Origin of the sequence: Methylobacterium sp. J-076 (assembly GCF_022829405.1) — a bacterium.
Classification (GTDB): Bacteria; Pseudomonadota; Alphaproteobacteria; order Rhizobiales; family Beijerinckiaceae; genus Methylobacterium.
This window is the reverse complement of sequence record NZ_JAKSXW010000078.1, coordinates 16,258-40,998: the sequence shown is the minus strand read 5'-3', so window position 1 is coordinate 40,998 and position 24,741 is coordinate 16,258. Positions and strand designations below refer to the sequence as shown.

The following is a 24,741-nucleotide window of genomic DNA, read 5'->3' as shown; positions in this document are numbered from 1 at the left end:
CTCGGCGGTGGGGAGCGGGGCGCCTCCATCGCGGCGGAGCGTCCGACCGTCAGCGCGGCAAACATCGCCGGGTTCCACCGGTCTCGCCTTGGGGGATGGCTCCCCCCGTCCGCGGCAAGCCCTCCGGCGCGGCGGGCCGCTCGCCCAGCCCGCCGACGATAAAAGGGCCGGGCGAGGGATGCCCCCTCGCCCGGCCCCGTGCGCCCCCCCGGAATACCGGTGCGGGGCCTTCGTGCCGTGTCCTGGCGGTCAGGCCAGCGTGCGCACCTTGGCCTCGCGGTCCCAGTAGCGCTTCTTGGCCGCCTCGACGAAGCCGGCGAGATCGGTCACGCCCTCGTCCGGCTCCACGCCCGCCTTGTCCAGCAACGGCTTGGCGGCGGTGTTCGCACCGATCGCCTTGAGGTGGCCGAACGCATCCATCACCCACTGGACGGCGGCACCCTCCTTGAGGAGCTTGGCCGTCGCCTTCTCGGAGAGGATCACCGCGCAGGCATCGACCGTCACCGACGGCTGACCGAACAGCTGCTTGTCCGCCTTCACCGTCGATCCGTCCGACAGGGGCACGGCGCCGATCTTGGGTGCGATCGTCATCGGGTGGCCACCCGCCGCCTTGACCGCGGCCTTGAGCGCCTTGAGGTCCCCGGCATCCGTGCCGTCGGCGATGAGGATGCCGACCACGCGGCCCTCCAGGGTGTGCTTCTCCAGGGGGCCCCGGATGATGCGCAGGGCGGGCGAGGGCTTCATGTCGAGGACGGGGGCCGCCGTGCGCGACGCCTCGGGCAGGTCCATGGCCAGACCGTCCGCCACGCGCCGGGCGAGGTCCTCGTCCACGTTGCGCAGGTTCGCCAGCATCGTCGTCTGCACGTGCTCCAGCGAGACCTTGCTGAGTTCGAACACGAGGGCGGAGGCGATGTGCGCCTGCTCGGCCGGGTCCATGGAGCGGAAGAACAGGCGCGCCTGGCTGTAGTGGTCGGCGAAGCTGTCCGGCCGGACGCGCAGCTTCTGGCCTTGCTCCTCCGACGGGAACGTCCGGTACCCGCCCGATGCGTCCTCGCGGGCGCCCCCGACCTCGCCCGCCTTGACGAGGCTGTTCGGCTCGTAGTTGGCGCGCCCCTTCGGCACGGCCATCTGCATGTGGCCGTCCCGCTGCTGGTTCATGAAGGGGCAGCCCACCGCGTCCGCCCGCCCCTTGGCCGAGTTGATCGGGAGCTGGTGGAAGTTCACCGAGCCGAGGCGCGAGAGCTGCGTGTCGGTGTAGCTGAACAACCGGCCCTGAAGCAGCGGATCGTTCGAGAAGCCGATGCCCGGCACGACGTGGCTCGGCACGAACGCGGCCTGCTCCGTCTCGGCGAAGTAGTTGTCGGGGTAGCGATCAAGGACCATCTTGCCGACGATCCGGACGGGGAGCACCTCCTCGGGGATGATCTTGGTCGCGTCGAGCACGTCGTAGGGCTGGCTGTTGGCGAACTCCTCATCGAAGAGCTGCACGCCGAGCTGCCACTCCGGGTAGTCGCCGCGCTCGATCCGCTCGAACAGGTCGCGGCGCTGGAAATCCGGGTCCGCCCCAGCGATCTTCACCGTCTCGTCCCAGATGGTCGAGGCCAGCCCGGCCTTCGGCTTCCAGTGGAACTTGACGAAGGTGCTCTTGCCGTCCTTGCCGATGAACCGGAACGTGTGGACGCCGAACCCTTCCATGTTGGCGAAGGTCCGCGGCAGCGTCCGGTCCGACATCGCCCACATGATCATGTGGGTGGATTCGGGCATGAGGCTGATGAAATCCCAGAAGGTGTCGTGCGCCGTGGCCGCCTGCGGATAGCCGCGGTCGGCCTCCATCTTCGCGGCGTGGATCAGGTCCGGGAACTTGATGGCGTCCTGGATGAAGAACACGGGGATGTTGTTGCCGACGAGATCCCAATTGCCCTGGCGGGTGTAGAACTTGACCGCGAACCCGCGCACATCGCGCGGCGTGTCGATCGACCCGGCGCCGCCCGCGACCGTCGAGAAGCGCACGAACACGTCGGTGCGCTGGCCCTTCTTCTGGAACAGGTCGGCGATGGTGATGTCGGCGAGGCTCTCCGTGCACTCGAAATAGCCATGCGCCGCGGAGCCGCGCGCGTGGACGATGCGTTCCGGGATGCGCTCGTGGTCGAAGTGGTTGATCTTCTCCCGGTACACCTCGTCCTCGAGCAGGACGGGGCCGCGGGCACCGGCTTTCAGCTGGTTCTGGTTATCGCTGATCGGTGTGCCGTGGTTCGTGGTCAGGACCGGGTGATCGTCGTCAGCGACCTGATGCGTTTCGCCACCGCTGACGGCGTTCGGCGGGGTGTGATTGGTCATGCGAGTCCTCGTTGTCTGAGGCGTTCAACGGCTGGCGTAAGGCCAAGTTGCAGGGGCGGTCACAAACAATTCGACGCGCGGGCTCCCCCGCCGCGATGGGCCGGACCGGCCCCGTTCGGGCGTCGTCGGCCGCCGCCACCGCCCGGCGCCACGGCCGGTGGGGAACCTGCATCTCCTTCGTTTCGCCCCGGGCGGAAACGAACTTCAACCCACGCCGCGGGAAATTTGGCAGCACTTTTCCGCCACCCCCCCGTACATTTACATCGTCGATCTGTGGATCGGCGAGTCCATGACGGGATGGATAGGCGATGACCGTGCTGACCGATGATTCTTCCAGGCATTCGTGTCGCCACAACGCACCCAAGACACTGGAGACGACGCATTCGAGACATCGCGAACACGAGATAGGCCCCCATGCCCGCGCATGAGACAGTCACCGACCTGAGCGCCGAGGGGATCGCGGTTCCGCCGCCTGGCCGCGCCGGGACGCCGGGCGCCTCCCCTTCCCCGCACCCTCCGCCCCTCCCCGTCCTGCGCAAGTGCCGCCCTCGCGGGCGCCACCGACGGCGGCCCGTGGGCCGGCCGGCCGCCGCAACCCAGTCCGGCCTCCGCTGAGGGAACACCGCGCCATGCCGTTCCCGTATCCCGGCCGGGCTCGCCCGGCCGTGCCGGTGGCCCTCGCCTTCGGGCTGGCGATCGGCACCCCGCACCCGACCGACGGCAAGGCTTTCGTGAGGGCCGAGCCCCCGGTGCGCACCGCCGTCTCCCCGGCCCCCGGCCCCGCGGCGGCGCCCGAGACGCCGGCCACGGCGGAGGGAGAGGTCCCGTTCCGCGTGACGCTCGGAGCCGGCGGCCGGGACCTGTTCCTGGAGGGGGACCTCACCGAAGGCACCGCGGCCAGGGTCGCGGCCATGCTGAAGGCGCATCCGCGGGTCGCGCGGATCCATCTCTCCAGCGACGGCGGCTTGGTGGACGAGGCATCCGCGATCGCCCGGCTCGTGACGGCCCGGCGCCTTTCCACCTCCGTGTCCGACGCCTGCATCTCCGCCTGCACCCTCATCTTCGTCCACGGCCGTCGGCGGTTCCTGGCCGCCGGCGGCCAGCTCGGTTTCCATGCCCCCTACGAGGAGGCGCCGGACGGGCGGATGCTTTCGGTGGACCCGGCGCCCGAGCGGGCGGCGTACCGGGCCGCGGGCGTGCCCCGGGCCTTCGTCGCCCGGATCATGACCGTTGCACCGGCCGACATCTGGATCCCCAGCCCCGGGCAGCTGCGCGCCGCCGGCATCGTGACGGAACTCGTCACGGCGGCCGGCCCGCGGGCGCCGCTGAAGCGGGCCAGGGCCCACGAGGCCTCGCGGACCAAGGGCCCCGGCCGGGCCGTCGCGCGCCGGGTGCCGTCGAGCGCGTAGGACACCCAGCAGCAGGCCGGCCCCGCCACGCGCCCGGCCCCTCAGCGTGGGCCGGGGCGTCGCTCGCGGGGCTGCGGACCGCGCCGGGATCCGCCCGCGGCTGTCTGTGGCGACGACCGTCGCCGGCGCCGGTGAACGCGCCCCTCCCCCCGCCCATGCGTGGCCCGGCCCCGGGCGCCCCCTGCTTCGTGATAGGACCCTGCCGTCGCGAATGACGTCGCGCTCGACAAAAATAGGGTACCCCCCTATACTAGGCACCGGAGAGACGGCTGATGGGCCACACGGTCAAGGACAAGGCGAAGCTGCTCGCCCGGGTGCGCCGGATCAAAGGTCAGGCGGAGGCGGTCGAACGCGCTCTGGAGGCCGAACTCGGCTGCACGGACGTGCTGATGCTCGTCGCCTCGATGCGTGGGGCCATCAACGGTCTGACCGCCGAACTGATGGAGGACCACATCCGCCATCATGTCGTGAACCCGGCCACCGAGCCCGATGCGGACCGCGCCCGCGGCGCGGCCGAGCTGATCGAGGTGGTTCGCACCTACCTCAAATGACGAGGGGTCTGCCCCATGACGCCGCTCACCGACCTACTCCAGCAGGGGACCGCGCACGCTTGGCTGTTCGTGCCGACCGCGATCCTGCTGGGGGCCCTCCACGGGCTCGAACCCGGTCACTCGAAGACGATGATGGCGGCGTTCATCGTGGCGGTGCGGGGCACGGTCACGCAGGCCGTGCTGCTGGGGCTGTCGGCGACCCTCTCGCACACGGCGGTCGTGTGGGTGATCGCCCTCGGCGGCCAGTATCTCGGCCGGGAATGGGGGGGCGAGACCAGCGAGCCGTACTTCCAGCTCGCCTCGGCCGTCATCATCGTCGGCATCGCCCTCTGGATGCTCGTGCGGACGTGGCGCGAGCGACACCACGGGCACCATCACCACCACCACGATGCGGACCGGCGCGTCACCACCCGTGACGGCGTGTTCACGCTGGAGGTGTTCGAGGACGGCGTGCCGCCCCGCTGGCGCCTCAGCCGGGAGCGGGGGGTGCTGCCGAAGCCCGAGCGCATCGGCCTGGAAACCGAGCGGCCGGATGGCACGCGGCAGAGGTTTCACTTCGTCCGCCGGGGCGATCGGCTGGAGAGCACGGACGAGATCCCCGAGCCGCACGCCTTCATTGCACGGCTGAACCTCGCCGGCTCGGCGGGCACGGAGATCCACGAGATCGCGTTCGCGGAGCACGACCACCACCACGAGCACGACCCCTTGGATCCGGGCGACGGGGACGACGCCCACGCCCAGGCGCATGCCGCGGACATCCGGCGGCGCTTTTCCGGACGGCAGGTGACGACCGGGCAGATCGTGATGTTCGGCCTCACCGGTGGACTGATCCCATGCCCGGCGGCGATCACGGTGCTCCTGCTCTGCATTCAGCTCAAGCAGCTCAGCCTGGGGTTCGTGCTGGTGGTGTGCTTCAGCATCGGGCTGGCGCTCACCATGGTGTCGGCCGGCGTCATCGCTTCGCTGAGCGTCCGGCACCTCGCGGGCCGCTGGTCCGGGTTCGGCCGCCTCGCCCGGCGGGCCCCCTACGCCTCGGCGGGGCTGATCGTGCTCGTTGGGCTCTACACCGGCTGGCTCGGCTGGCAGGGCATCCAGCACGGGGCGGGCGGCGTCGCACACACGGCCCAGGGCCCCTCGCCGGGGGCCTCCATCCCGGCGCCCGGCGGCCGGTGACGGGGTTCAGGCGGGGCGATGCCGGAGGCGCGCCAGGGATTGCCATGCCGGCGCCAGGACGACGCGCGTCAGCGGGATCAGCAGACCGCCGACGATCAACCCGATCAGGCCCGACGCCATCGCCGTCACCAGCCACTCGACGACCTGCCGGGCGAACGGAAGGAGTGAGCCCGCGCCCTCCGCGGCGGCGTGGGCGGCGTGGGCCGGCGCCGCGATGCCATAGGTCTCCAACCCGTGCATCACGATGCCGCCGCCGACCCAGATCATCGCCGCCGTCCCGACGACGGCGAGGATCCTGAGCAGGATCGGCATGCCCTTGACCACGGCCCGGCCGACCCCGCGCACGACGCCCCCGAACGGCGGCCCCGCCGTGCTCCTGGCGAGGGCGAGGCCGGCATCGTCGGCCTTCACGATCAGCGCGACCACGCCGTAGACGCCCGCGGTGATGCCGATGGCGACGATGGCGAGCACGGCCGCCCGCATCCAGAAGCCGCCCTCCGGCAGGGCGGCGAGGGTGATGGCCATGATCTCGGCCGAGAGGATGAAGTCGGTCTTGATGGCGCTGGCGACGCGGCGGTCTTCCTGGGCCCGGTCGCTCCCCCCGTCCCCCTGACGATCCTGCCCGTCCCCGTGCGCGCCCCCGTCCCCGTGGGCTTGGTGAGGGAAGAGGGCCTCGTAGACCTTCTCGGTCCCTTCGTAGCCGAGGTACGCCCCGCCCAGCATCAGGAGCGGCGTGATCGCCCAGGGCGCGAAGGCGCTGAGCGCGAGGGCGCCGGGCAGCAGGAACAGGAGCTTGTTGCGCAACGACCCGAGGGCGATCTTGCCGACGATCGGGAGTTCGCGCTCGGCCGCGAACCCGACGACGTAGCGCGGCGTGACGGCGGCATCGTCGATGACGACGCCGGCCGCCTTCGTGCCGGCCCTGGCCGCCTGGCCCGCCACATCGTCGAGGGACGCCGCCGCCGTCCTGACCATGAACGCCACGTCGTCCAGCAGGGCGATCAATCCGACGCTCACTCGTCTTACCCCTCGTTCGCGATGAACCTGCCTGACAGACGATCCTCGAACCGATTTGATCCGCCAAGCTTGAAAATCGGCCTGCCTCGCGCCCGGATCGGCAGGAGGGTGAGCGCGTCAGGGCATGATCGGGGGATGGTAGGTCAGGGTGAAGGCCAGCGCCCAGAGCAGGAACAGCACCAGCGGCAGGTGCACGATGAGCTGCAGGAAACTGAAGCCGACGATGTCCCGCGCCTTCAGGCCGAGGATGCCGACGAGGGGCAGCATCCAGAACGGATTGATGAGGTTCGGCAACGCCTCGGCGGCGTTGTAGATCATCACCGCCCAGCCGAGGTGGACCTTCAGCTCGTTGGCGGCCTGGAGCACGTAGGGCGCCTCCAGAAGCCACTTGCCGCCGCCCGAGGGGACGAAGAAACCGAGGATCGCCGAGTACACGCCCATGGTCAGCGGAAAGCTGCCGGTGGTGTTCAGGTTGACGAAGGCGTGGGTGATGACGTCCGAGGCCGAGGCCCCGGCGGCGTTCTTGGGGCCGGTCAGCATGCCGCTGATCGCCGCGTAGAGCGGGTACTGGATCAGGATGCCGGCGGTGGCCGGCACCGACTTGGCCACCGCCACGAGGAAGCGCTTCGGCCGCCAGTGCAGCAACAGGCCGAGGGTGATGAACAGCAGGTTGTACGTGTTGAGGTTCGAGATCGCGACGATCCAGGACTGGCGGGCGAATTCCTGGACGATCCAGCCCCCGGCGATCAGCACGAGCAGGATCGTGAGGAGCGGCGAATGCTCCAGCCACTCGCCGGGCTGTCGCGGGCGCGCGAGGCGGGTCTCCTCGCGGGCGACATCGACCCCCATCGCCTCGGCGGTGACGGCCGTCTCCCGACGGGGCGCCGAGGCGTAGGCGATCGCCACCGAGACCACGAACAGGATGGCGGCGATCAGCATCGACTGCCACAGGAAGATGGTCTCGCTGAAGGGGATCACGCCCGAGATCGCCAGGAGGTTCTTCGTCAGGCTCGCGGGGTTGGCCTGGAGCTGCGCCGCCGAGGAGCTGAGGCCGAGGGCCCAGGTGGCTCCGAGCCCGAGATAGGCCGCCGCCCCCGCGGCCCGGTAATCCATCCGCAGATCCGTTCGTCGCGCCAGGGCGCGGACCAGCAGGCCGCCGAAGATCAGGCTGAGGCCCCAGCTGACGAAGGACGAGACCATGGTCGCGCCCGCCACGAAGCCCACCGCCCCGCGACCGGTCCGGGGCACCTGGGCCAGCCGCTCAATCAGCGCCCGCACCGGCGGCGAGACCGCGACGACGTAGCCGCCGATGGTGACGAAGGCCATCTGCATGGTGAAGGGAATCAGGCTCCAGAAGCCGTCCCCGAAGCTCTTGGCGACGGACGCCGCCGGCGCGCCGTTGGCCAGGGCGCCGAGGGCGACGATGACCACGGCGATGGCGACGAAGATGAAGGCGTCCGGAAACCAGCGCTCGGCCCAGTGGGTGAAGCGGATGCCGAGCCGCTCCAGGGTCCCCGCCGGGGGCACCGTGCCGGAACCGGCGGCCTGGACATGCGGGGACGGGGCCGGATCGGCTGCCATGGACTTCCTCCGAGGCCGGCTCTTCACGGCCGGGGGAAGCAGGATGGCGCGCAGGCGACGACCCTCAAGGGACCGCCCCGATCAACACCGTGACAGCGTGGCGGGATCGTGAACGGGGGCGCCCGCCCGCGGGGGCGCGCCGCGGCCCCCGGCCGGATCTCGGGTCACTCCACCGGCCAGGACACCTCGACCGTCAATCCGCCGTCGGGCGTCCTCGCGAAGGCGAGCCGTGCCCCGGCGGTTTCGGCCACCTCCCGGGCGATCGAGAGGCCGAAGCCGGTGCCGGGGCGGCTCTCGTCCCAGCGCACGCCGCGGCCCAGGCCGGCCAGGGCCGCCTCGTCCATGCCGGGGCCGTCGTCGCTCACGATCAGGCGGCCGGCCGAACCGTCCGTCGCCCCGGTGACGCGCACGCGCCGGTGCGCCCACTTCCGGGCGTTGTCGAGCAGGTTGCCAAGCACCTCCATCACCTCGCCCTCATCCCCCGGGTAGGTGAGCGCGTCCGGCACCGCCACATCCCAGCGGAGCGACTCGCCGTCAGGCAGCCGTCGCATGGTCGCGATCAGCCGCGCCACGACCGGCGCCAGGGTGCAGCGCCGCTGGCGCAGGTCGCCCGGCCCCGACAGGCGGGCGCGGGCCAGGGCCCGCTCCACCTGCCCGCCCATCGCCCCGGTCTGCTCGGCGATCTCGTGGGCGAGGGCCGGCGCCGCGGCGGCGTGCTGCCGCGCGAGGGCATCCAGGACGGCGAGGGGCGTCTTCAGGCCGTGCGCCATATCCGCCGCGCTGGCCTGCGCCCGCGCCAGCGCCTGCTCCTGCGCATCGAGAAGCCGGTTGAGATCGGACACGAGGGGGCGCACCTCGTCGGGGAAACCGTCGGGCAGCCGCCGCCGGGTTCCGGCATGGACCGCGGCGAGATCGCCCCGCAGGGCGCGGAACGGCGCCAGGGCCCGGTGGACGAAGAGGCCCATCGCCACGGTGAGGACGGCGAACAGCGCCGCCAGCGACGGGGCGAGGAGGCGCAGGAAGGTGGTGCGGCTCCCGGCGAGCTCGCGCCGGTCCTCGGCGACGGTGACCTGCAGCCGCGTTCCGGTGCCGCCGATCTCGACCGGGCGCGACAGGGCGAGGAGCCGGCCGCCATCCGGCCCCGTCAGGTCGGCGACGGCCGGCCCGTCCCCGCCCGTCCCGTCGAGCCGCTTGTCCCACAGGGACCGGGAGCGGAGGACCCGTCCGCCGGACCCCTCGATCTGCCAGTAAAGGCCGCCATAGGGCGTCGCGAACCGGGGGTCGGGCGGCTCCCGCGACAGGGTCGGGGCGCCGTCCGGCGCCAAGCCGACCCGCCCGGCGAGGAGCTTGGCCGTGCGGTCGAGCTCGTCGGCGGTGCGCGCGTCCAGCACACGGTCGAAGATGACCGTCAGGCCGAAGCCCGCCAGCAGGAGCGCGAGGGCGATGAGCGCGGCGGCGGCCAGCCCGAGCCGCAGGAGCAGGGAGCCGGCCCTCACCGGTCCGCCGCCCCCGGCGGGTCCGTGGGGACGAGGTAGCCCTGGCCGCGCCGGGTCTCCACCACCCCCGGCCCGAGCTTGCGCCGCAACCGCGTCAGCAGGGCCTCCAGGGCGTTGGCCTCCCGGTCGCTGCCGGTCCCGTGCAGATGATCGAGGAGATCGCCCGCGGGGACCACCTGACCCTGGTGGTGGAGCAGGAAGGCGATGAGCCGGTATTCCAGGGCGGTCAGGTCGACCTCGCGGCCGGCCACGCTCACCGCCCGGGTGCGCGTGTCGAGCTCCACGCCGGCGGCGCGCAGCACGGGCGAGGCGTGGCCCGCCGTGCGGCGCAGGATCGCCCGCAGGCGCGCGATCAGCTCCTCCATCCGGAAGGGCTTCACGAGGTAGTCGTCCGCCCCCGCATCGATGCCCTCGACGCGCTCGCGCCATCCGTCGCGGGCGGTCAGGATCAGCACCGGCACCGCCGCCCCGGACCCGCGCAGCCGGCGGAGCACGCCGAGGCCGTCGAGGCGCGGCAGGCCGAGGTCGAGGATCATCGCGTCGTAGGTCTCGGTCCCGGCGCGGAACCACGCCGTCTCACCGTCGGAGACCCCATCGACGGCGTAGCCGGCCCGCTCCAGGCCCTCCCGCACGTCCGCGGCGATGCGCGGCTCGTCCTCGACCACTAGCACCCGCACCGAACGCGCCCCCCTGCGAGATCAGTCATCGTCGTCCTCGTCGAGGCGGCGGAGCGTCCGGGCGTCGATCTTCACGCTGCGCCGTTTGCCGTCCGGCCCGAGGATCCGCAGCTTGTACCGCCAGCGCCCGTCGTCGTGCTTGAGATCGACGGAGACGACATCGCCGGGCACGGCCGCGCTGGCGGCGCGCAGCACCTCATCGAGGGGGCGGATGTCGCCCCGCTCGAGGGCGCGGCGGGCGCGGTCGGCCTCCTCGTCGGCGCGCGCGGACGGGGCCCGGGCCAGGACGGGGAACAGGCAGGCGGCGAGGAGGAGGCGGCGGCGGGTCGGCATGGTGAGGGACAGTGTCGGCCAGAGAACCTGACAGGAGGCTGACACGCGCCGTCAGGGTCGCGGGTTCCGCGATGGGCAGAAGGCCGCACAGACATTTCGTCAACGGAGCTGCGCCGCCCTCATGTCCCTCCTCCTCGGCCTCGTTCTCACCGGCATCGCCGCGGTCGCCGGCACGGTGTTGTGCCCCCCCGCCGCCGGCCGCCCCATCGACCGGGACGGCCTGCCCGGCCTCGCCCTGGCCGTCGCGCTGGCGGCCCTCGCGGTCATCACCAGCCACCCGGCGGGGGCCGCCGAACGGCTCACCGGACGCGCGAGGATCATCGACGGCGCGACCCTGGCCATCGACGGCGTCCCGGTGGCCCTGTCCGGGATCGTCGCACCGGCGGCGGACGCGACGTGCTCGGATGCCCGGGAGGTGCCCTATGCCTGCGGTCACCGCATCCAGGCCGCCCTGGCGGCACGGATCGGCGCGGAGGCCGTGACGTGCACGCCGTCCGGCCGGGAAGACGGCCGGACGGCCACCGCGACCTGCCTGGCCGGCGGCACGGATCTCGGCGAATGGATGGTCGCCCAGGGCTATGCCGTGCCGGCGCGCGAGGCTCCGTCGGCGTATCGCGCGGCGGGCGACCGCGCCTGGGGGCGTCGCCTCGGCCTGTGGGGCGGCGTGTTCACCGATCCGGCCGGCTGGCGACAGGCCGCGCGGTAGGACACCGCCACGGTCGGCGCACGCCCCCGGTGGGGTCGGGCGCCGACGGCGGATCGAGGGGCGGGCCTTCGCGCCCTTGCGCGTCGATCCCGATCCGGTCGAGGCCATCCCCTCGTTCGAGCCGGCCAAGGTCACGGCCGAGCCGTTCCCCACCGACGACGTGTTGCCGGTGCCTCCGATCCCCACACGGGTGTGATCGGCGGTCCCGGTCGAGTTCCAGCCGCCGTTGATCCCCATCCGGGCGTTGTAGCCAGCCCCGCTGGAGTTCGAGTTGCCGTTGACGGTCAGCGTCGACCACGCCCCGGTGTCGCCTGAGCCGTTGACCGTCACGTGCGCGCCGTCGCAGGCCGAGCTGCCGTTCCACCATCCGTTGACGGTGACGGCCGAATTGCCTCCGACCTGTCTCGGCATGCACCGCATCGCCCTCGCCGGTGATCGCGGCGGAGCTTCCGGCGGCGACGTTCACGGTGCCGCCACTGATGCCGATTCCGCTGCCGCGGCCACAGGCGGAGACGGTGGCGTGCGCGCCCGTGATGGACACGCCGTTCTGGTCCCCGGCCACGGTCAGGTTGACGTCGTGGCCGCCGGAGATGGTGTTGCCGCTGCCCAGGACCGTGTACGTCGCGCCGTTGACGACCTTGATCGTCACCCCGGACAGCGTGACGGTCTGGTGGCGATAATACTGATAGTCGGTCTGGGTGCCGTCGGCGTGGAAGTAGGCGTCCTCGGTGATCACGCCATTATTGTCGAGGATCGTCTCGGGGGACGCGTAGGCTTCTCCGGTATGGGGGTCGACGCCGCCATCGGTGACGAGGCTCGCCGACCATCCGTCCCCACTGCCGATCTGGTTGAGGCCGAGTTCCTGGGCGCGCAGGAGGGTGTTCTGCCATCCGATGGCGGAGCTGCTGTTTGGATTGGTGGCGAGCAGCAGGTTGATGATCTCGGTGTTGGCGAGGTAGGTCTTGTAGTCCTTCGCAATCTGCAGGTCGCCGGCCACCGCATCGATACTGGAATCCTGATGACTCGCCGCGCCGAGGTCGGCGAGCATGATCGGATCGCCGCCGCCGATGTCGGCAGTACGGGCGAGCGAGAGCACGGCATCGCCCGCGGCCTTGCTCCAGGTGCCGGCGTCCCGGGTCAGGAAGTCGACGCCGCCGTCGGCGAGGACGACATGCTGGTCGGATCCGCGCGAAGAAATCGTAAGGTTACCGGTGCCGCCGAAGCCGGCCAACCTGCCCGTGGCAGCAGCCAGCACGGCATCGGTCGCGCCGGAAATGGTGCCGGCCAGCGGGTTGAACACGCTGGAATTGCCGCCGTGCGCCGTATTCTCGGCGACGACGCCGAGATGGTTGCCGCCGGCATTGCCGAGGACCACGGTGGCCGTGGGGGGACAGGAGGAACCGAACAGATTGCCGATCAAGGTGCCGATCACGTCGCCGATGAACGAGCCGACGATGGGAATCGGGATCAGCGCAGTGCCGATAGCACCGCCGGCATAGCTGCCGACGCTGCCGGCAATCGAACCGGCGATCCCGTTGGCGGAGACGAGGGACGAGCCGAGGACGGCGCCGACGGAGCCGCTGAGCGAATCGAAGACACCACCCTTGCTGAAGTCGAACCCGGCGGTGAGCAAGGACGCCCCCTGTTTGATCACCCCGGAATTGGGAGGGCCATGCTGCCGGCGTTGTGAATGAGCTGGCCGGTGATGGTCGTGCCGAGGGTGCCGACCAGAGCGCCGGCGGTGCCTTTGAGGCTGAGGGCTTGGGTGAGCTCTCCGTTCAGCACGGCGGCGAGCCCGCCGCTGACCGGATCGCCGACGGGATGGGACATGTCCTCGGGCGGGATGGCGTTGGTGCCTGCGGCGCCGAGCGAACAGAGCGCGTCGTCCAGGCCGGAGTCGAGGTTGGTCAGGCCGTTGAGGTTGATGGCCGCCAGGGAAGCGCGGAAGTTGCCCAACGTGGCGAGGCTGCCCGCAATCTGAGCTCGGAGGGCTCCGACGGCGGTCGAGCCGAGCACCCGGCCTTCTAGAGCGATTTCGGTTTAATCTGGTTCATATCCTGCTGCGGCGAAGATGTCAACGTTATACACCCGGCGTTATCAGAGTAGGATATACTCGAGTTGGGTTGATAACAAAATTAACTTTTGAATCCTGCAGTAATGTGGCGGGCACAAAGTCGCCTTGAATATCTTTTACAAAGAAATCGCATTATTAGACATAATTTCCTTCAATCTAAGCTTTGCAGGCGCGCGTTTGAACAATTTTGCGATTTGCTCTGATTATTGTAACGTTATTTTCCATAAAATTTTTCAGAAGAAGCTTGAATTCTGATGCTGTAAGCCTTTTGCTTATTGTAGAGAGCCGATATTCACACTCGTCAAAAATATTGTATTTCAGTATCACAGTACACATATCACTACCGCATACTTCATCCGTTTTGTTAATTAATTCTGATACGTACTTACATTCATTTAAGCTACAAGTAGGCACAATATTGTGACTATATAAGAAAAACTACAAATCACTCGACACGCCAATTTTCGAGTCTTGCGTACTTATTACAATCGATACACACGCAGTAGCAAGGCGAATGATATCTATCTTTCGGCCTAATCTTTTGCGGGACGCATAGATCATCAGTTTGGATGTAAAATACAATATGATTATCAACGATAATCCAACATTAACATAAAAAGCAATAATCCAACTTATATGTACAGGATATATATTACCTGAAAGCAATGACAGCGCCAAATTACATGCTATGATAGCAGATGTGACGGCGAGATTTTTAGTGGAAAGAGAATTATTGAAATTATCTGCGCGAGCGCCGGGCGTTTTATTGACGTTTATGTCGACTTTCTCAGAAGTCACCTCTCCCTCCCGGCTTCCTGTACAGCCTGAACGACGGGCGAGAGCAAATACTCCAGCACCCGCCGCTCGCCGATCCGGATCTCCGCCGACACCCGCATCCCCGGGCGGATCGGCTCATGCCGCCCATCCACCAGCAGCCAGTCTAGCTCTAGCGTAACTTTTTCTGGATAGGCTAGATCTGTTGCAGTCGCCGTCGCCATCCGTGCCGCAACGGCCACATCAATGACGTTCTTATCTGACATGATAGGCTCCTAACGTCCGAGCTCGAGTATTCGAGGACGATTGAACCCAACACCAGGGTCGCCGTACGCGAGAACTTCGCCGTTCTTGATGACCGCAAAGCTGGATATTGTGACGGAAACTGCATCTACGCTGCTGATAAGCGGCTGTCTTCGTGGTTCTTCGGCAAAGCATCTGCCGTCATATCCAAGGCAGAGGAATTCATCATTGCCAAGTACGTGTAAATTACGTTCCGCGTTTAATGCATATGTGGCAAATACCGATGTCGTAATGTCTAAAATATTTGACAGATTCGGCAAATAATATGATTTTTTACTGCCGCGGCTGACCCCATTTATTCGACTGATACCCCAAGACCACACAGCACTTTTGTTCGTGATTGCATAAGTGGCCACGGAGGCCGTTACCGATCGAACAGGTGGAAGAGCGACCAGATGCACTGCGGTGAACCCGATCGGCAGCGCGACGAGGTGGCGGAACAGCTGCGCGCCGAGGATCGCGTCCATGCGGCTCGTGGTGTGCGCGAAGACGTAGGTCCCCAGCCAATTCAAGGCCTCATCGGCGAGGTTGACCGCGAGCAGCCCGACGACGAGCACCTGAAGGGTCGTCAATCCGCGATGCACGAGGACCTTGTCGATCACTACCTGCGTGAACAACGGCGCTACGAGCGCCAAGAGCTGGATGAAGACCGAAACGACCAGGACTTCGGCGAGGACCTTGCGGAACCGCCGGACCGCCGGGAGAAACCACGCGAGGCCGAACGTGACGGCGCTTGCACCGGATCGGTCGCGGCGCAAGGCGAACAGCACCTCGCCCGTCCAGTTCCGCGCGAGTTGCTCGAGCGTCCAGTGCGTCGGGCCGCCCCCGTCCTCACCCACGAACACGCCATCGCCGGAGCGGCGCCCGATGACGAAGAAACCGCCGTCGGGCCGGCGCGCCCGGAAGCCACCTTACCTGCATCGCAGGCGCGCAAGCCCCTACGGAGCCATCCGCACCGGGCGATGCGGGCTCGGCTTCGGGCCGAGCACAATCTGACGGTCGGGCTCGGCACCCGGTGGGGCCTCCTCCCCGCGCAAGACCTCACCGACAGATCGGACGCCTCGTCGATGCCGTCACACCCGACGAATGCGCCGATTTCTTCGCTGCAGCAGAATATGAGCCAAATTAAATCGAAAACGATCTAGCGCTTCACAAAGCCCACGTCGGCCGCCACGCCCGCTAAGCGCTCGGGCTCACGTTCCTTCCGCTCGCTGTAGCGGTCCACCAAGTAGTCGGCACGCTCGCGGGTCAGCAGCGTGAACTTCATCAATTCCTCGCATACGTCCACGACGCGCTCGTAGAGCGGCCCCGGCCTCATGCGGCCGGCGTCGTCGAACTCCTTGTAGGCCATCGGCACGGACGACTGGTTCGGGATGGTGATCATCCGCATCCAGCGGCCGAGGATGCGCAGGGCGTTCACGGCGTTGAAGCTCTGCGAGCCCCCCGACACCTGCATGACGGCCAGGGTGCGCCCCTGGGTGGGCCGCACGCTGCCCTCGGAGAGGGGCAGCCAGTCGATCTGGCTTTTCATCACGCCCGTCAGGGTGCCGTGCCGCTCGGGCGACACCCACACTTGGCCCTCGGACCAGATCGAGAGGTCGCGCAGCTCCTGCACCTTCGGGTGATCGGCGGTCGTGTCGTCGGGCAGAGGCAGGCCGTGGGCGTCGTAGATCCGCACCGCGCCGCCCATCGCCTCCAGAAGCCGGGCGGCCTCGAAGGCGAGGAAGCGGCTGAACGAGCGTTCGCGCAGGGAGCCGTAGAGGATCAGGAACCGGGGTGCGTGGGTGAAGGGCGCCGCTGCCTGCCCGCTTTCGCGGGTCGGCACCACGAAGTGCGCCGGGCTCAGGTTCGGCAGACCATCGGTGAAGGGCTGTGCGGACTTGTCCAAGGATCGGCTTTCTCTTACATTCAAAATGTCATTTGAAGATTGTAACGAGAATGGATGAACCGCAAGCCCTCGCCGCGTTCGCGGCCCTCGCGCAGGAACACCGCCTGCGCCTGGTGCGGGCGCTCGTGACAGCCGGGCCGGCTGGCATGGCCTCGGGCGTGTTGGCCGAAGCGGTCGGCGTCTCCGCCGCCACCGTGTCCCATCACCTCAAGGAACTGAGCCACGCCGGGCTGGTCGCCTCACGGCGCGAGGGCCGCTCGATCATCTACAGCGCCGCCTATCCCGCCCTGTCCGCACTGGTCGCCTTCCTGATGCGCGACTGCTGCCAGGGCCACCCGGAAGTCTGCACCCCCGCCATGGCCGCGCTCACCGCCTGCTGCCCCCCGACCGGAGAGACCGCCCGTGCCTGAGCCGTTCGATGTCGTGATCTACCACAACCCCGAATGCGGCACGTCCCGCAACACCCTGGCGATGATCCGCAATGCCGGCATCGAGCCGCACGTGATCGAGTACGTCAAAACCCCGCCCAGCCGGACGTTGTTGGTGCAGCTCCTCGCCCGCGCGGGCCTGAGCGTCCGCGACGTGCTGCGGGAGAAAGGCACCCCGTTCGCCGCGCTGAACCTCGGCGATCCGGCACTGACCGACGCGCAGCGGCTCGATGCCATCGCGGCGCACCCGATCCTCCTCAACCGCCCGCTCGTGGTGACGCCCAAGGGCGTGCGCCTGTGCCGTCCATCCGAAACCGTGCTGGACCTCCTGCCGCGGCAGCAGGGCGAGTTCGTCAAGGACGATGGCGCGCGTGTCGTGGACGAGCACGGCCGCCGCGTCGCCACCGCCTGAGCCTCACGCCACGCCATAAGACGAAAACGCCCGGATGCTCGCCCTCGCCATCTTCCTCGTCACCCTCGTGTTCGTCATCTGGCAGCCCAAGGGCCTCGGGATCGGGTGGAGCGCCCTGGCCGGGGCGGGCATCGCCCTCGCCACGGGCGTGATCCATCCCGGCGACATCCCGGTGGTCTGGCATATCGTCTGGGACGCCACCTTCACCTTCGTGGCGCTCATCGTCATCTCGCTGCTGCTGGACGAGGCCGGGTTCTTCCATTGGGCGGCCCTGCACATCGCCCGGTGGGGCGGCGGGGAAGGCCGGCGGCTGTTCCCCCTGGTCGTGCTCCTCGGCGCGGCCATCGCGGCCGTGTTCGCCAATGACGGCGCGGCCCTGCTGCTGACCCCGATCGTGCTGGCGATCCTGCTGCGGCTCGACTTCAAGCCGGCGGCGGCACTCGCCTTCATCGTCGCCTGCGGGTTCGTGGCGGACTCGACCTCCCTGCCGCTCGTGATCTCCAACCTGGTCAACATCGTCTCCGCCACCTTCTTCGACGTGACCTTCGGCCGGTACGCGGCCGTGATGGTGCCGGTGGACCTGGTATCGCTTGCGGCGACGCTCGTGGTGCTGTGGGCCTATGTCCGGTGCGACGTACCGGCGGCCTACAAGGGGGATGCGCTCGAACGCCCGGCCGAGGCGATCCGCGACCCGCGCGTGTTCCGGGCGGCCGTCCCGCTGCTGGGCGTGCTGCTGCTCGCCTACTTCGTCACCGCACCCTTCGGCGTGCCGGTGTCGGCCGTCACCTGTGGCGGCGCGGCCGTGCTTCTGCTGCTCGCCAACCGGGGCGGGATCATCCCGATCCGCAAGGTGCTGACCGGCGCCCCCTGGCAGATCGTGCTGTTCAGCCTCGGCATGTATCTCGTGGTCTACGGCCTCCGGAACGCCGGCCTGACCGACGAGCTGGCGAAGGGGCTGGTGTGGCTCGCCAAGCATGGCCCGTGGGTCGCCACCGTCGGCACCGGCTTCGCCGCGGCGATCCTGTCGTCCGTGATGAACAACATGCCGAGCGTGCTGATCGGGGCGCTCTCGATCCAGCAGGCCCCGGACCTGTCGCCGCTGACCCGCGAGCTCATGATCTACGCCAACGTGATCGGCTGCGACCTCGGGCCGAAGTTCACGCCGATCGGCAGCCTCGCCACGCTGCTCTGGCTGCACGTCCTCGACAGCAAGGGCCAGAGGATCACCTGGGGCCAGTACATGAAGGTCGGCCTGGTCATCACCCCGCCCGTGCTGCTGGTCACGCTATTGGCGCTGGCGGCCTGGCTGCCGCTGCTCGGCACGCGGTAGAACTCCGTGTCCGAGGCCCGGCGCTGGCCGGTGATCTCTGCCCTCGGCGTGGTCGAAATCCTGGCCTGGGGCTCCTCGTTCTACCTGCCGGCGCTGCTCGCCGGTCCGGTGGCCGAAAGCACCGGCTGGCCGTTGTCCTGGGTGGTCGGCGGCCTGTCCCTCGGCCTCCTGGTCGCCGCGTTCGCCACGCCGCACGTTGGCGCAGCGATCCACCGCCACGGCGGGCGCCCGGTGCTGGCGTCGGCGGCGCTACCGCTTGCGACGGGCCTGGGGTGCTGATCCTCGGTGGCGCGATCATGTCACTCTTGTCCGTGCATCTGCTGACGCCCCTGCGGTAGGGCTGCTCGGGGTGACTCTGCGGCGGTCTGCCTTCGGGCAGCGCGCGGAGGTGAGCCGACACCGTCGTCGTCGAACCCTCCGATCGTGTCCTGCCCCCTTGCGATCCCCCATCTGACCTGCAACTATCAACCAAATGGTTGAGCATCAGCCCGCAGCCCTGGACGGCGTGTTCCATGCCCTCGCGGACCCGACCCGCCGGGCGATGGTGCATCAGCTCGCCTCCGGTGAGCGCACGGTCTCCGAGCTGGCCGCCCCGCACGCGATGTCGCTGGCTGCGGCCTCCAAGCACGTCCGCGTGCTCGAGCAGGCGGGCCTTCTCCGCAGGGCGATCGACGGGCGGGTGCATCGCTGCTCGCTCGAGCGTCAGCCCCTCGTGCAGGCGTTCTCCTGGTTGCGGGCCTACACCGAGTTCTGGGACGCGCGCTTCGATGCCTTGGAGGATCTCCTGAATGCCGGGGACGACGATGACCGAGACTGAGCCCGCCGTCATCCTTGTCCGCACGTTCCGGGCGACCTGCGAGACGCTCTATCGGGCTTGGACCGACCCGGTCATGGTCCAGCGTTGGCTCGCGCCGGGGCCGAACGTGGTCGAGCGGGCCGAGACCGATCTGCGGGTCGGCGGTCACTTCCGGTTGCAGACGCGGGGGCCCGACGGCACGCAACACCGGATCAGCGGGTGCTATCGGGAGCTCGAACCGGGGCGTCGCATCGTCCAGACCTGGATCTACGACGGCCCCCTCGCCCTGCTGCCGGGCGAGGAAACGGTGCTGCAGATCGACTTCACCCCGCGCGACGACGGCACCAGCGAGATGCGCCTGACCCATCGGCGGATCGCCCGCGACGACGTCCGCGACGCCTACCAGGGGGATTGGCCGAGCTGCTTCGACAAGCTCGATCGCGTCCTGCACTGAACGACAAAAAAACGAGGAAACGCCATGCTGACACGAAACTCACCTGCGCCCCTCAGGCGCGGGATCGTCAAACTGTGGTTTGCGCTCGACGCGATCGTGGCGCTGGCCCCGCCGCTCTACTGGGCCGCCGACGGCCGCACGACCCCGATCGCCGGGATCCCGGCTGCATTGTTTTACTTCCTGGCCGTCAACCTCTGCATCACCGCGAGCCTGATCGCCGCCTCTTGGCTCGACTCGGCCGACGAGGGGAGCGCGGCATGATCATCACCTTCGGTCTGCTCGCCCTGTTCTTCGCCGCCGTGGTCTCAGTGCTCCAGCGCAACCGCGCCGTCGACCAGTCCTTCACCGACTATGCCGTGGGCGGCCGCGCCTTCGGCGCCCGCTACCAAGCCATGTCGTTCCTCAACACATGGTATCCCGGCTCGATGTTCACGGCGTTCGGGGCGCTCTCGGTCACGGCCGGGGTGATGTCGTTCTACGTCCTGTCCTACTCGCTGCTGACCGTGGTGCTGCTGTTCGTGCTCGCCCGGCCGGTCTGGATCTGGGGGAAGGCCTACGACCTGCGGACCCAGGGAGACCTGTTCGCGCTGCGCTACGGCTCACGCCACATCCGCACGGTCGCGGCGCTGATCGGCCTCGTCTCGGGCCTGCCCTGGCTGGTGCTCGGCATGCAGGCCCTCGGCAACCTGTTCCAGGCGATGTCGCTCGGCGCATTCTCGTTCTCGACCTCGGTCGTGGTCGGCGTGCTCGTCATCGCGCTCCGCCAGGTGTGGACGGTGCGGATGGGCATGCGCGGCGGCGTCATCTCCGATTACCTGCAGGGGATCGTCGCCTATCTCGGTGGTGGCCTGATGCTCGTCGGCCTCATCGTCTGGCTGATGGTCGCCCGGGGCAGCACCCTCTCCACGCTCGACCCGCAGATGTTCGCGATCCCGAGCTTCGGATCCAAGGAAGGCCCGCTCTACTTGTTCGCTCTGATGTTCACCGGCGCGCTCGGTGGCTGGTGCTGGCCCTACATCTTCGTGCGTCTGTTCACGGCCGATGGCGTCCACAGCCTGAAGAAGTCGGCCGCCCTCGCCGTGCCGTTGACCTTCCTCTTCGGCGTGGTGCTGCTGATCTTCGGCATGCTCGCCTCCAAGGTGCCGGAGGCGGTGGCCAAGCCCGACGACGTCTGGTTCATCGTCTCGCAGCAGGCCGGCGGCCTCGTGCTGCTGGGCCTGGCCGGCGTGGTGTTGCTCGCCGCCTCGATGGGGCACACGGACGGCAACATCCAGGCCTACGGCGCGCAGCTCGCCAACGACCTCGTCGGCAATTACGTCCAACTCGACCAGAAGCGGATGATCGTCATCGCCAAGGTGGGCATGCTGATCCTGACCCTGCTCGCCTCCTGGCTCGCCACGCTGACGCTGCCGGCGCTGTTTTCCCTGGCGGTGCTGTTCTACCAGGGTATCATCCAGCTCGCGGTGCCGCAGTTCCTCGGCATCTTCTGGAAGCGCGGGAACCGGCAGGGTGCCTTTGCCGGCATGATCCTGGGCTTCGTCACCGCCGTCGGGCTGGAGTTCGCCTATGGCGGCCATCTGCCCTTCGGCTACGGCCTGACGTCAGGCTGCTTCGGCTTGGTCGTCAACCTCCTCCTCTACGTCAGCTGCGCCTACCTCCTCCCGCATTCGACCGACGAACGGCGGCGGATCGAGGAATTGTTCGACATCGTGCAGGCCAGGAAGGGAATACAGGCGGGGATCGACCCTCGACCCCGGGCGGCTCTGGCTTGACGCGGACCCGACCACGCGCGTCGGCACGCCCCCCCCGACAGCGGCCGAATGACCGCCCCGATTGGCCGGAGCCAACCTCTCAGGGCGGCGTCACGACCGCGTCCCGGATCTGCAGGACGAGAAACGCCTCTGCGCGCGGCCAAGCCCCGTCGGTATCGCCGCGGACGTTCAGGTCCCGGGCGAGGATGCCTCCGAAGCGAGACCTTCTCCTCGGTCTTGCTGACGAGCTTCATCAGGTCGGCCGGCCCGCGCCTGCGCAAGCAGTCGCCGGACCGATGCTTGACGGGTCGGGGTATCGGGAGAGGCCCTGTGCACCACCCGCGCGTACAACAGGCGGACCAAGAAAGTCTTGCGGTGCAACGACTTCTGGAAGATCAGGCCCTTTGGAAGGGCGCTTGGCGGAGAGGGGGTCCGAGCAACCTCTGAGATAACGCATTGATTTTGCAGGGCTTTCATTTCCTATGAAAGCCGACCCCCCAGAATACACCCCAGAGGGTAAACGTCCACCTTGCGATTGCATCTCCCGCGTGGGTGGAATGATTGGCCGCTCAAATAGCCCTTCAGATCGCCACAGGGACTCACAGGCGGCGTTCAGCGCCTTGGACGACCGGATGATGCCGTAATAGGCGCGCCGGCTCCTACGGCAATCTCGGAGAGGTCTACGGCGGAGGCGGCTGGTAGGGGTGTCTCGTCGTCGGGAGTGTATGCCTGCGACCGCGATTTGGCCCGGAAAATCTCGTCGGCAACCTCCTGGATCTTGCGGGGGTCCATCCGGCCGATTGATCGGGAAATCTCGGCCATCTCGTCGAGCGTACCGCGCTTGAGAACCGCTTCCAAAGCGGTTGGATTGGCTTCCTGCCGTGCCTTGGCTTCGGCTTCGGCCTCTTCGTACATGGCGTCCCGTGCTTCCAGAATAGCGACACGCCGCGCGCGGGCCTCCGGCGAGACCTTCCATTTTTCAGCCTTGGCTTTCGCGGCGGCTTCGCGGAGCCGGGCTTTTCCAAGTTCGAGGCCCATAAGTGCGACGGGGGCTGTCATGCTTTGTCTCCGGCTTCAGCCTTCAGACGGCTGGCCAACTGGGGGTGGGTGTTCGTCACGTAGGCGCGGTGTGTCGCGTTCCCGGTGCGCCACGGATTGCCGTAGGTCGCGACAAGGGTCTCGGCCTGAGACTGCTTTGCCGTGTCCCTGCCCGAACGGATCGCGGCGTTCATCGCGACCGCTCGCCGTGTCGCGTTGGCGTTGGCCGGAAGCTCCAGGCCATCCGGCTTGGACGATGCTGTCGGCTGCTCGATGGGTGCCCCGTAGCCCTTGGACATGGCCTCCACGGCCTCGCTGAGGTCGAGGAAGGGACCGGACGTGATCTTGATCTGGCCGTCCTCGATGCCGATCACCACGCCAAGGTTCTCATTGATCGAGTCTACGTCCTCAGGAGTGAGGCTGATGCCGCGATCCCTGGCACTGGCGACGATCTCTGCGGTAAAGCTGATGCTCATCGGCCGTTCTGGATTGCAAGAGTGCCGAGAGCGTGCGTTCCGAGAAGCTGGCGTGAAAGCACCCAACGGATGAAGTCTTTCCGCTTCAGACGAACGTGCTTCCGGTCGGCATCGAGTGCGGCGGTGAGTTCTTCGTCAAGCTCGATGTGTAGGCGGGCGCCGCGCTGGCGCGGGGTCGTGGTCATGATGTTTTCTCCAGGGAAAGGCATGGAACGTCCATGCAGAAACACGCCCCCGGCGGTGCTGGGGACGTTCAGGCCGGAATGGTGTCCGGCAGGTCAGTTGTGAGGAAGTTGCTGCGGAAGGGATGAATTGCAGTGTGCCATTCCGATAGCACTTTTGAACGGATTTGTCAAGAGTGGGTCAGCTTTGGGCCAGCAACGGGTCAAAATACCCAAGTTGTGAGCTTGGCCGTGGACGGAACTGAGGCCTTCCGACTTTCGGTCTTATCTGGCCTTCGATGATGAAGGCTCTTGTGTGAGCCCCCATCATCTCGCCCACCTGATCAGATTGCCGATCCTGACTTGCTCGGCTTCCGGCTCTCGTTCCGTATCCTGATGGCACCCTTGAAGTAGTCCATCCACGCCTTGTGCCAATCGGCGTACTTCAGCCCTTTGCTCTGTGCGTGGTCTCTGAACTTGCCGAACGTTTCTTTGAGTTCTCCCCGGCTGAAGCCTCGGTAGTGATCCTCTGCCATCTCAGCGATTGGCTTGGTTCACCCAAGGTCATCCGGCCATGCTGTCGCTCGGAGCTTGCTCTGCCGCTCGACCTTCGTCTCTCGCTGGCTTGTGTGTGTGTCATCCGTCTCGCCCCGGCGCCCTTCAGGGCTGAGGGGAGAGGCGGTATCTTCTGAGGGAGTAGAGGGAGAGAGAGTTCCTTCGGAAGTTAAGATTGGAGTGTTAGGGTCCGGTAGACCGGACGGGGGGTAGTCCGGCTGGCCGGACGGGGGTAGTCCGGTAGACCGGACGGTCTCGGGTGCCGGAGGATCGTCTTTCGGGACAAGCCGGAGCTTCGGACCCTTGCCGCGTTCCGGGACCGGAGATGTCGGCTTCGCCTTGGGATCGTGGATCTCCACGTCTTTGAGGACGTAGCTGTTGCTTGTGCTGCTGTTGCCGGTGGTCCAATCAATTAGACCGGCTTCCCGCAGGGCGACAAGGTTCGTGTAGACCACGCTTCGGGGTTTGCCGGTCCCTCTGGCCAGTGTCGGCAGTGACGGATTGCACCGTCCGGTGTTCTGGTTGTGGTGTGCGGCTAGACGGAAAGCCAGAACCTTTGCGGAGGAACTGATGTCCTTCCGTGCCATGATCGACTCAAGCCACATTTGCTTGTCAAACATTTTAGGATGCGCCGCTTGTGCTACGGCCAAAGCTGTGTTATGTGTCACTCACATTCTTTCGGTGAAAGCCCGTTCGACCCATCGCTTGGAAGGCAGGGGGGTCTGGCGGGCTTTTGTCTGTCTGCCCCTATTACCGATCTGGAAAATCGGGCACTTCAAGTCTTTGATGTTGTTGAGCTTTCCGGCTTATTCCGACGGAAAAAGGGATTTCACTGCCCGAATTTCTCTCTTTGGTGTGCCGGCGAGATGCGGGTCGGCAAGTATCAGCCCCTACCCCCGACAGCTTCTCTCGACACTTGCTTCAAGAACTCTGCCCGTTCCTCTGCGGAAGCGGATCGCCAGATTGTCTGTAGACGCTGGATCACAGTAGGTGGCGTGATGATGCCAGCTTCAATAGCTGC

The 24,741-nt window shown here is 67.6% G+C and carries 26 protein-coding genes and 1 pseudogene; 12 read left to right on the top strand and 15 right to left on the bottom strand.

Annotated features, from left to right (window positions below):
• Positions 1-249: 249 nt before the first annotated feature.
• A complete protein-coding gene (locus MKK53_RS06670; RefSeq protein WP_243927912.1) occupies positions 250-2,337 on the bottom strand; it encodes a catalase in 2,088 nt (695 codons plus the stop codon).
• Positions 2,338-2,966: 629 nt separating this feature from the next.
• Between MKK53_RS06670 and MKK53_RS06665 the strand changes: the two genes are divergently transcribed.
• The 3 genes from MKK53_RS06665 to MKK53_RS06655 all read left to right on the top strand — a co-directional run bounded on the left by MKK53_RS06665 (position 2,967) and on the right by MKK53_RS06655 (position 5,470).
• Positions 2,967-3,746, top strand: a complete 780-nt coding sequence (locus MKK53_RS06665; protein ID WP_243927911.1) for a hypothetical protein — start codon at positions 2,967-2,969, stop codon at positions 3,744-3,746.
• Positions 3,747-4,018: 272 nt separating this feature from the next.
• Positions 4,019-4,297, top strand: a complete 279-nt coding sequence (locus MKK53_RS06660; protein ID WP_243927910.1) for a metal/formaldehyde-sensitive transcriptional repressor — start codon at positions 4,019-4,021, stop codon at positions 4,295-4,297.
• A 15-nt stretch (positions 4,298-4,312) separates the two neighbouring features.
• A complete protein-coding gene (locus tag MKK53_RS06655) occupies positions 4,313-5,470 on the top strand; it encodes a nickel/cobalt efflux transporter (protein ID WP_243927909.1) in 1,158 nt (385 codons plus the stop codon).
• Positions 5,471-5,476: 6 nt separating this feature from the next.
• On the opposite strand, the gene MKK53_RS06650 is transcribed toward MKK53_RS06655, so the two are convergent.
• The 5 genes from MKK53_RS06650 to MKK53_RS06630 form a co-directional block, all read right to left on the bottom strand.
• Positions 5,477-6,487 (bottom strand): DUF808 domain-containing protein, encoded by a 1,011-nt coding sequence (locus tag MKK53_RS06650; RefSeq protein WP_243927908.1) that lies wholly within the window; start codon positions 6,485-6,487, stop codon positions 5,477-5,479.
• A 117-nt stretch (positions 6,488-6,604) separates the two neighbouring features.
• A complete protein-coding gene (locus tag MKK53_RS06645) occupies positions 6,605-8,068 on the bottom strand; it encodes a short-chain fatty acid transporter (RefSeq protein WP_243927907.1) in 1,464 nt (487 codons plus the stop codon).
• Between the two features lie 164 nt (positions 8,069-8,232).
• Positions 8,233-9,564, bottom strand: a complete 1,332-nt coding sequence (locus MKK53_RS06640; protein ID WP_243927906.1) for a sensor histidine kinase — start codon at positions 9,562-9,564, stop codon at positions 8,233-8,235.
• Complete coding sequence (locus tag MKK53_RS06635) at positions 9,561-10,241, bottom strand: response regulator transcription factor (protein WP_243927905.1); 681 nt, start codon at positions 10,239-10,241, stop codon at positions 9,561-9,563. Before MKK53_RS06635 ends, MKK53_RS06640 begins: the two co-directional genes overlap by 4 nt.
• 21 nt (positions 10,242-10,262) lie before the next feature.
• Complete coding sequence (locus tag MKK53_RS06630) at positions 10,263-10,574, bottom strand: PepSY domain-containing protein (RefSeq protein WP_243927904.1); 312 nt, start codon at positions 10,572-10,574, stop codon at positions 10,263-10,265.
• 121 nt (positions 10,575-10,695) lie between these two features.
• On the opposite strand from MKK53_RS06630, the gene MKK53_RS06625 reads away from it, so the two are divergent.
• Entirely contained in the window at positions 10,696-11,280 is a 585-nt protein-coding gene (locus MKK53_RS06625; protein ID WP_243927903.1) for a thermonuclease family protein, read from the top strand.
• Here MKK53_RS06625 and MKK53_RS06620 read toward each other — a convergent pair.
• From MKK53_RS06620 to arsH, 5 genes are all read right to left on the bottom strand, one after another.
• Positions 11,243-12,913 (bottom strand): hypothetical protein, encoded by a 1,671-nt coding sequence (locus tag MKK53_RS06620; protein WP_243927902.1) that lies wholly within the window; start codon positions 12,911-12,913, stop codon positions 11,243-11,245. The two genes, MKK53_RS06625 and MKK53_RS06620, sit on opposite strands and share 38 nt — an antisense overlap.
• Positions 12,914-12,930: 17 nt before the next feature.
• Positions 12,931-13,296, bottom strand: coding sequence for a hypothetical protein (locus tag MKK53_RS06615; protein WP_243927901.1), 366 nt, complete (start codon positions 13,294-13,296; stop codon positions 12,931-12,933).
• Between the two features lie 852 nt (positions 13,297-14,148).
• Positions 14,149-14,394 carry a hypothetical protein gene (locus MKK53_RS06610; RefSeq protein WP_243927900.1) on the bottom strand — a complete coding sequence of 82 codons (246 nt, stop codon included), beginning with the start codon at positions 14,392-14,394 and terminating at the stop codon, positions 14,149-14,151.
• 9 nt (positions 14,395-14,403) lie between these two features.
• Positions 14,404-15,201 (bottom strand): ABC transporter transmembrane domain-containing protein, encoded by a 798-nt coding sequence (locus tag MKK53_RS25360; protein WP_313901533.1) that lies wholly within the window; start codon positions 15,199-15,201, stop codon positions 14,404-14,406.
• A 371-nt stretch (positions 15,202-15,572) separates the two neighbouring features.
• The gene (gene arsH, locus MKK53_RS06600) at positions 15,573-16,319 is read right to left on the bottom strand and encodes an arsenical resistance protein ArsH (RefSeq protein WP_243927899.1); all 747 of its coding nucleotides are present in this window, start codon (positions 16,317-16,319) and stop codon (positions 15,573-15,575) included.
• Between the two features lie 50 nt (positions 16,320-16,369).
• Here arsH and MKK53_RS06595 point away from each other — a divergent pair, with 50 nt between their 5' ends.
• The 8 genes and pseudogenes from MKK53_RS06595 to MKK53_RS06560 all read left to right on the top strand — a co-directional run bounded on the left by MKK53_RS06595 (position 16,370) and on the right by MKK53_RS06560 (position 21,511).
• On the top strand, positions 16,370-16,729 hold the full coding sequence (locus MKK53_RS06595; RefSeq protein WP_243927898.1) for an ArsR/SmtB family transcription factor: 360 nt from the start codon (positions 16,370-16,372) through the stop codon (positions 16,727-16,729).
• Positions 16,722-17,159 carry an arsenate reductase (glutaredoxin) gene (gene arsC, locus MKK53_RS06590; protein ID WP_243927897.1) on the top strand — a complete coding sequence of 146 codons (438 nt, stop codon included), beginning with the start codon at positions 16,722-16,724 and terminating at the stop codon, positions 17,157-17,159. Before MKK53_RS06595 ends, arsC begins: the two co-directional genes overlap by 8 nt.
• 34 nt (positions 17,160-17,193) lie before the next feature.
• Complete coding sequence (locus tag MKK53_RS06585; protein WP_243927896.1) at positions 17,194-18,489, top strand: arsenic transporter; 1,296 nt, start codon at positions 17,194-17,196, stop codon at positions 18,487-18,489.
• A gap of 6 nt (positions 18,490-18,495) precedes the next feature.
• A pseudogene (locus MKK53_RS06580) lies at positions 18,496-18,756 on the top strand (MFS transporter); the annotation flags it as partial.
• Between the two features lie 205 nt (positions 18,757-18,961).
• On the top strand, positions 18,962-19,306 hold the full coding sequence (locus MKK53_RS06575) for an ArsR/SmtB family transcription factor (RefSeq protein WP_243927895.1): 345 nt from the start codon (positions 18,962-18,964) through the stop codon (positions 19,304-19,306).
• The gene (locus MKK53_RS06570; RefSeq protein WP_243927894.1) at positions 19,293-19,739 is read left to right on the top strand and encodes an SRPBCC domain-containing protein; all 447 of its coding nucleotides are present in this window, start codon (positions 19,293-19,295) and stop codon (positions 19,737-19,739) included. Before MKK53_RS06575 ends, MKK53_RS06570 begins: the two co-directional genes overlap by 14 nt.
• A gap of 24 nt (positions 19,740-19,763) precedes the next feature.
• Complete coding sequence (locus MKK53_RS06565) at positions 19,764-20,000, top strand: hypothetical protein (RefSeq protein ID WP_243927893.1); 237 nt, start codon at positions 19,764-19,766, stop codon at positions 19,998-20,000.
• Positions 19,997-21,511: a sodium:solute symporter gene (locus MKK53_RS06560; RefSeq protein ID WP_243927892.1), complete on the top strand. Its 1,515-nt coding sequence runs from the start codon at positions 19,997-19,999 to the stop codon at positions 21,509-21,511. Before MKK53_RS06565 ends, MKK53_RS06560 begins: the two co-directional genes overlap by 4 nt.
• A gap of 591 nt (positions 21,512-22,102) precedes the next feature.
• Here MKK53_RS06560 and MKK53_RS06555 read toward each other — a convergent pair.
• From MKK53_RS06555 to MKK53_RS25685, 4 genes are all read right to left on the bottom strand, one after another.
• The gene (locus tag MKK53_RS06555; protein ID WP_243927891.1) at positions 22,103-22,549 is read right to left on the bottom strand and encodes a hypothetical protein; all 447 of its coding nucleotides are present in this window, start codon (positions 22,547-22,549) and stop codon (positions 22,103-22,105) included.
• A complete protein-coding gene (locus MKK53_RS06550; protein ID WP_243927890.1) occupies positions 22,546-23,004 on the bottom strand; it encodes a hypothetical protein in 459 nt (152 codons plus the stop codon). The genes MKK53_RS06555 and MKK53_RS06550 overlap by 4 nt, the downstream gene beginning before the upstream one ends.
• The gene (locus tag MKK53_RS06545; protein WP_243927889.1) at positions 23,001-23,189 is read right to left on the bottom strand and encodes a hypothetical protein; all 189 of its coding nucleotides are present in this window, start codon (positions 23,187-23,189) and stop codon (positions 23,001-23,003) included. Before MKK53_RS06545 ends, MKK53_RS06550 begins: the two co-directional genes overlap by 4 nt.
• 530 nt (positions 23,190-23,719) lie before the next feature.
• Entirely contained in the window at positions 23,720-24,307 is a 588-nt protein-coding gene (locus MKK53_RS25685) for a helix-turn-helix domain-containing protein (protein WP_409564287.1), read from the bottom strand.
• Positions 24,308-24,741 lie beyond the last annotated feature (434 nt).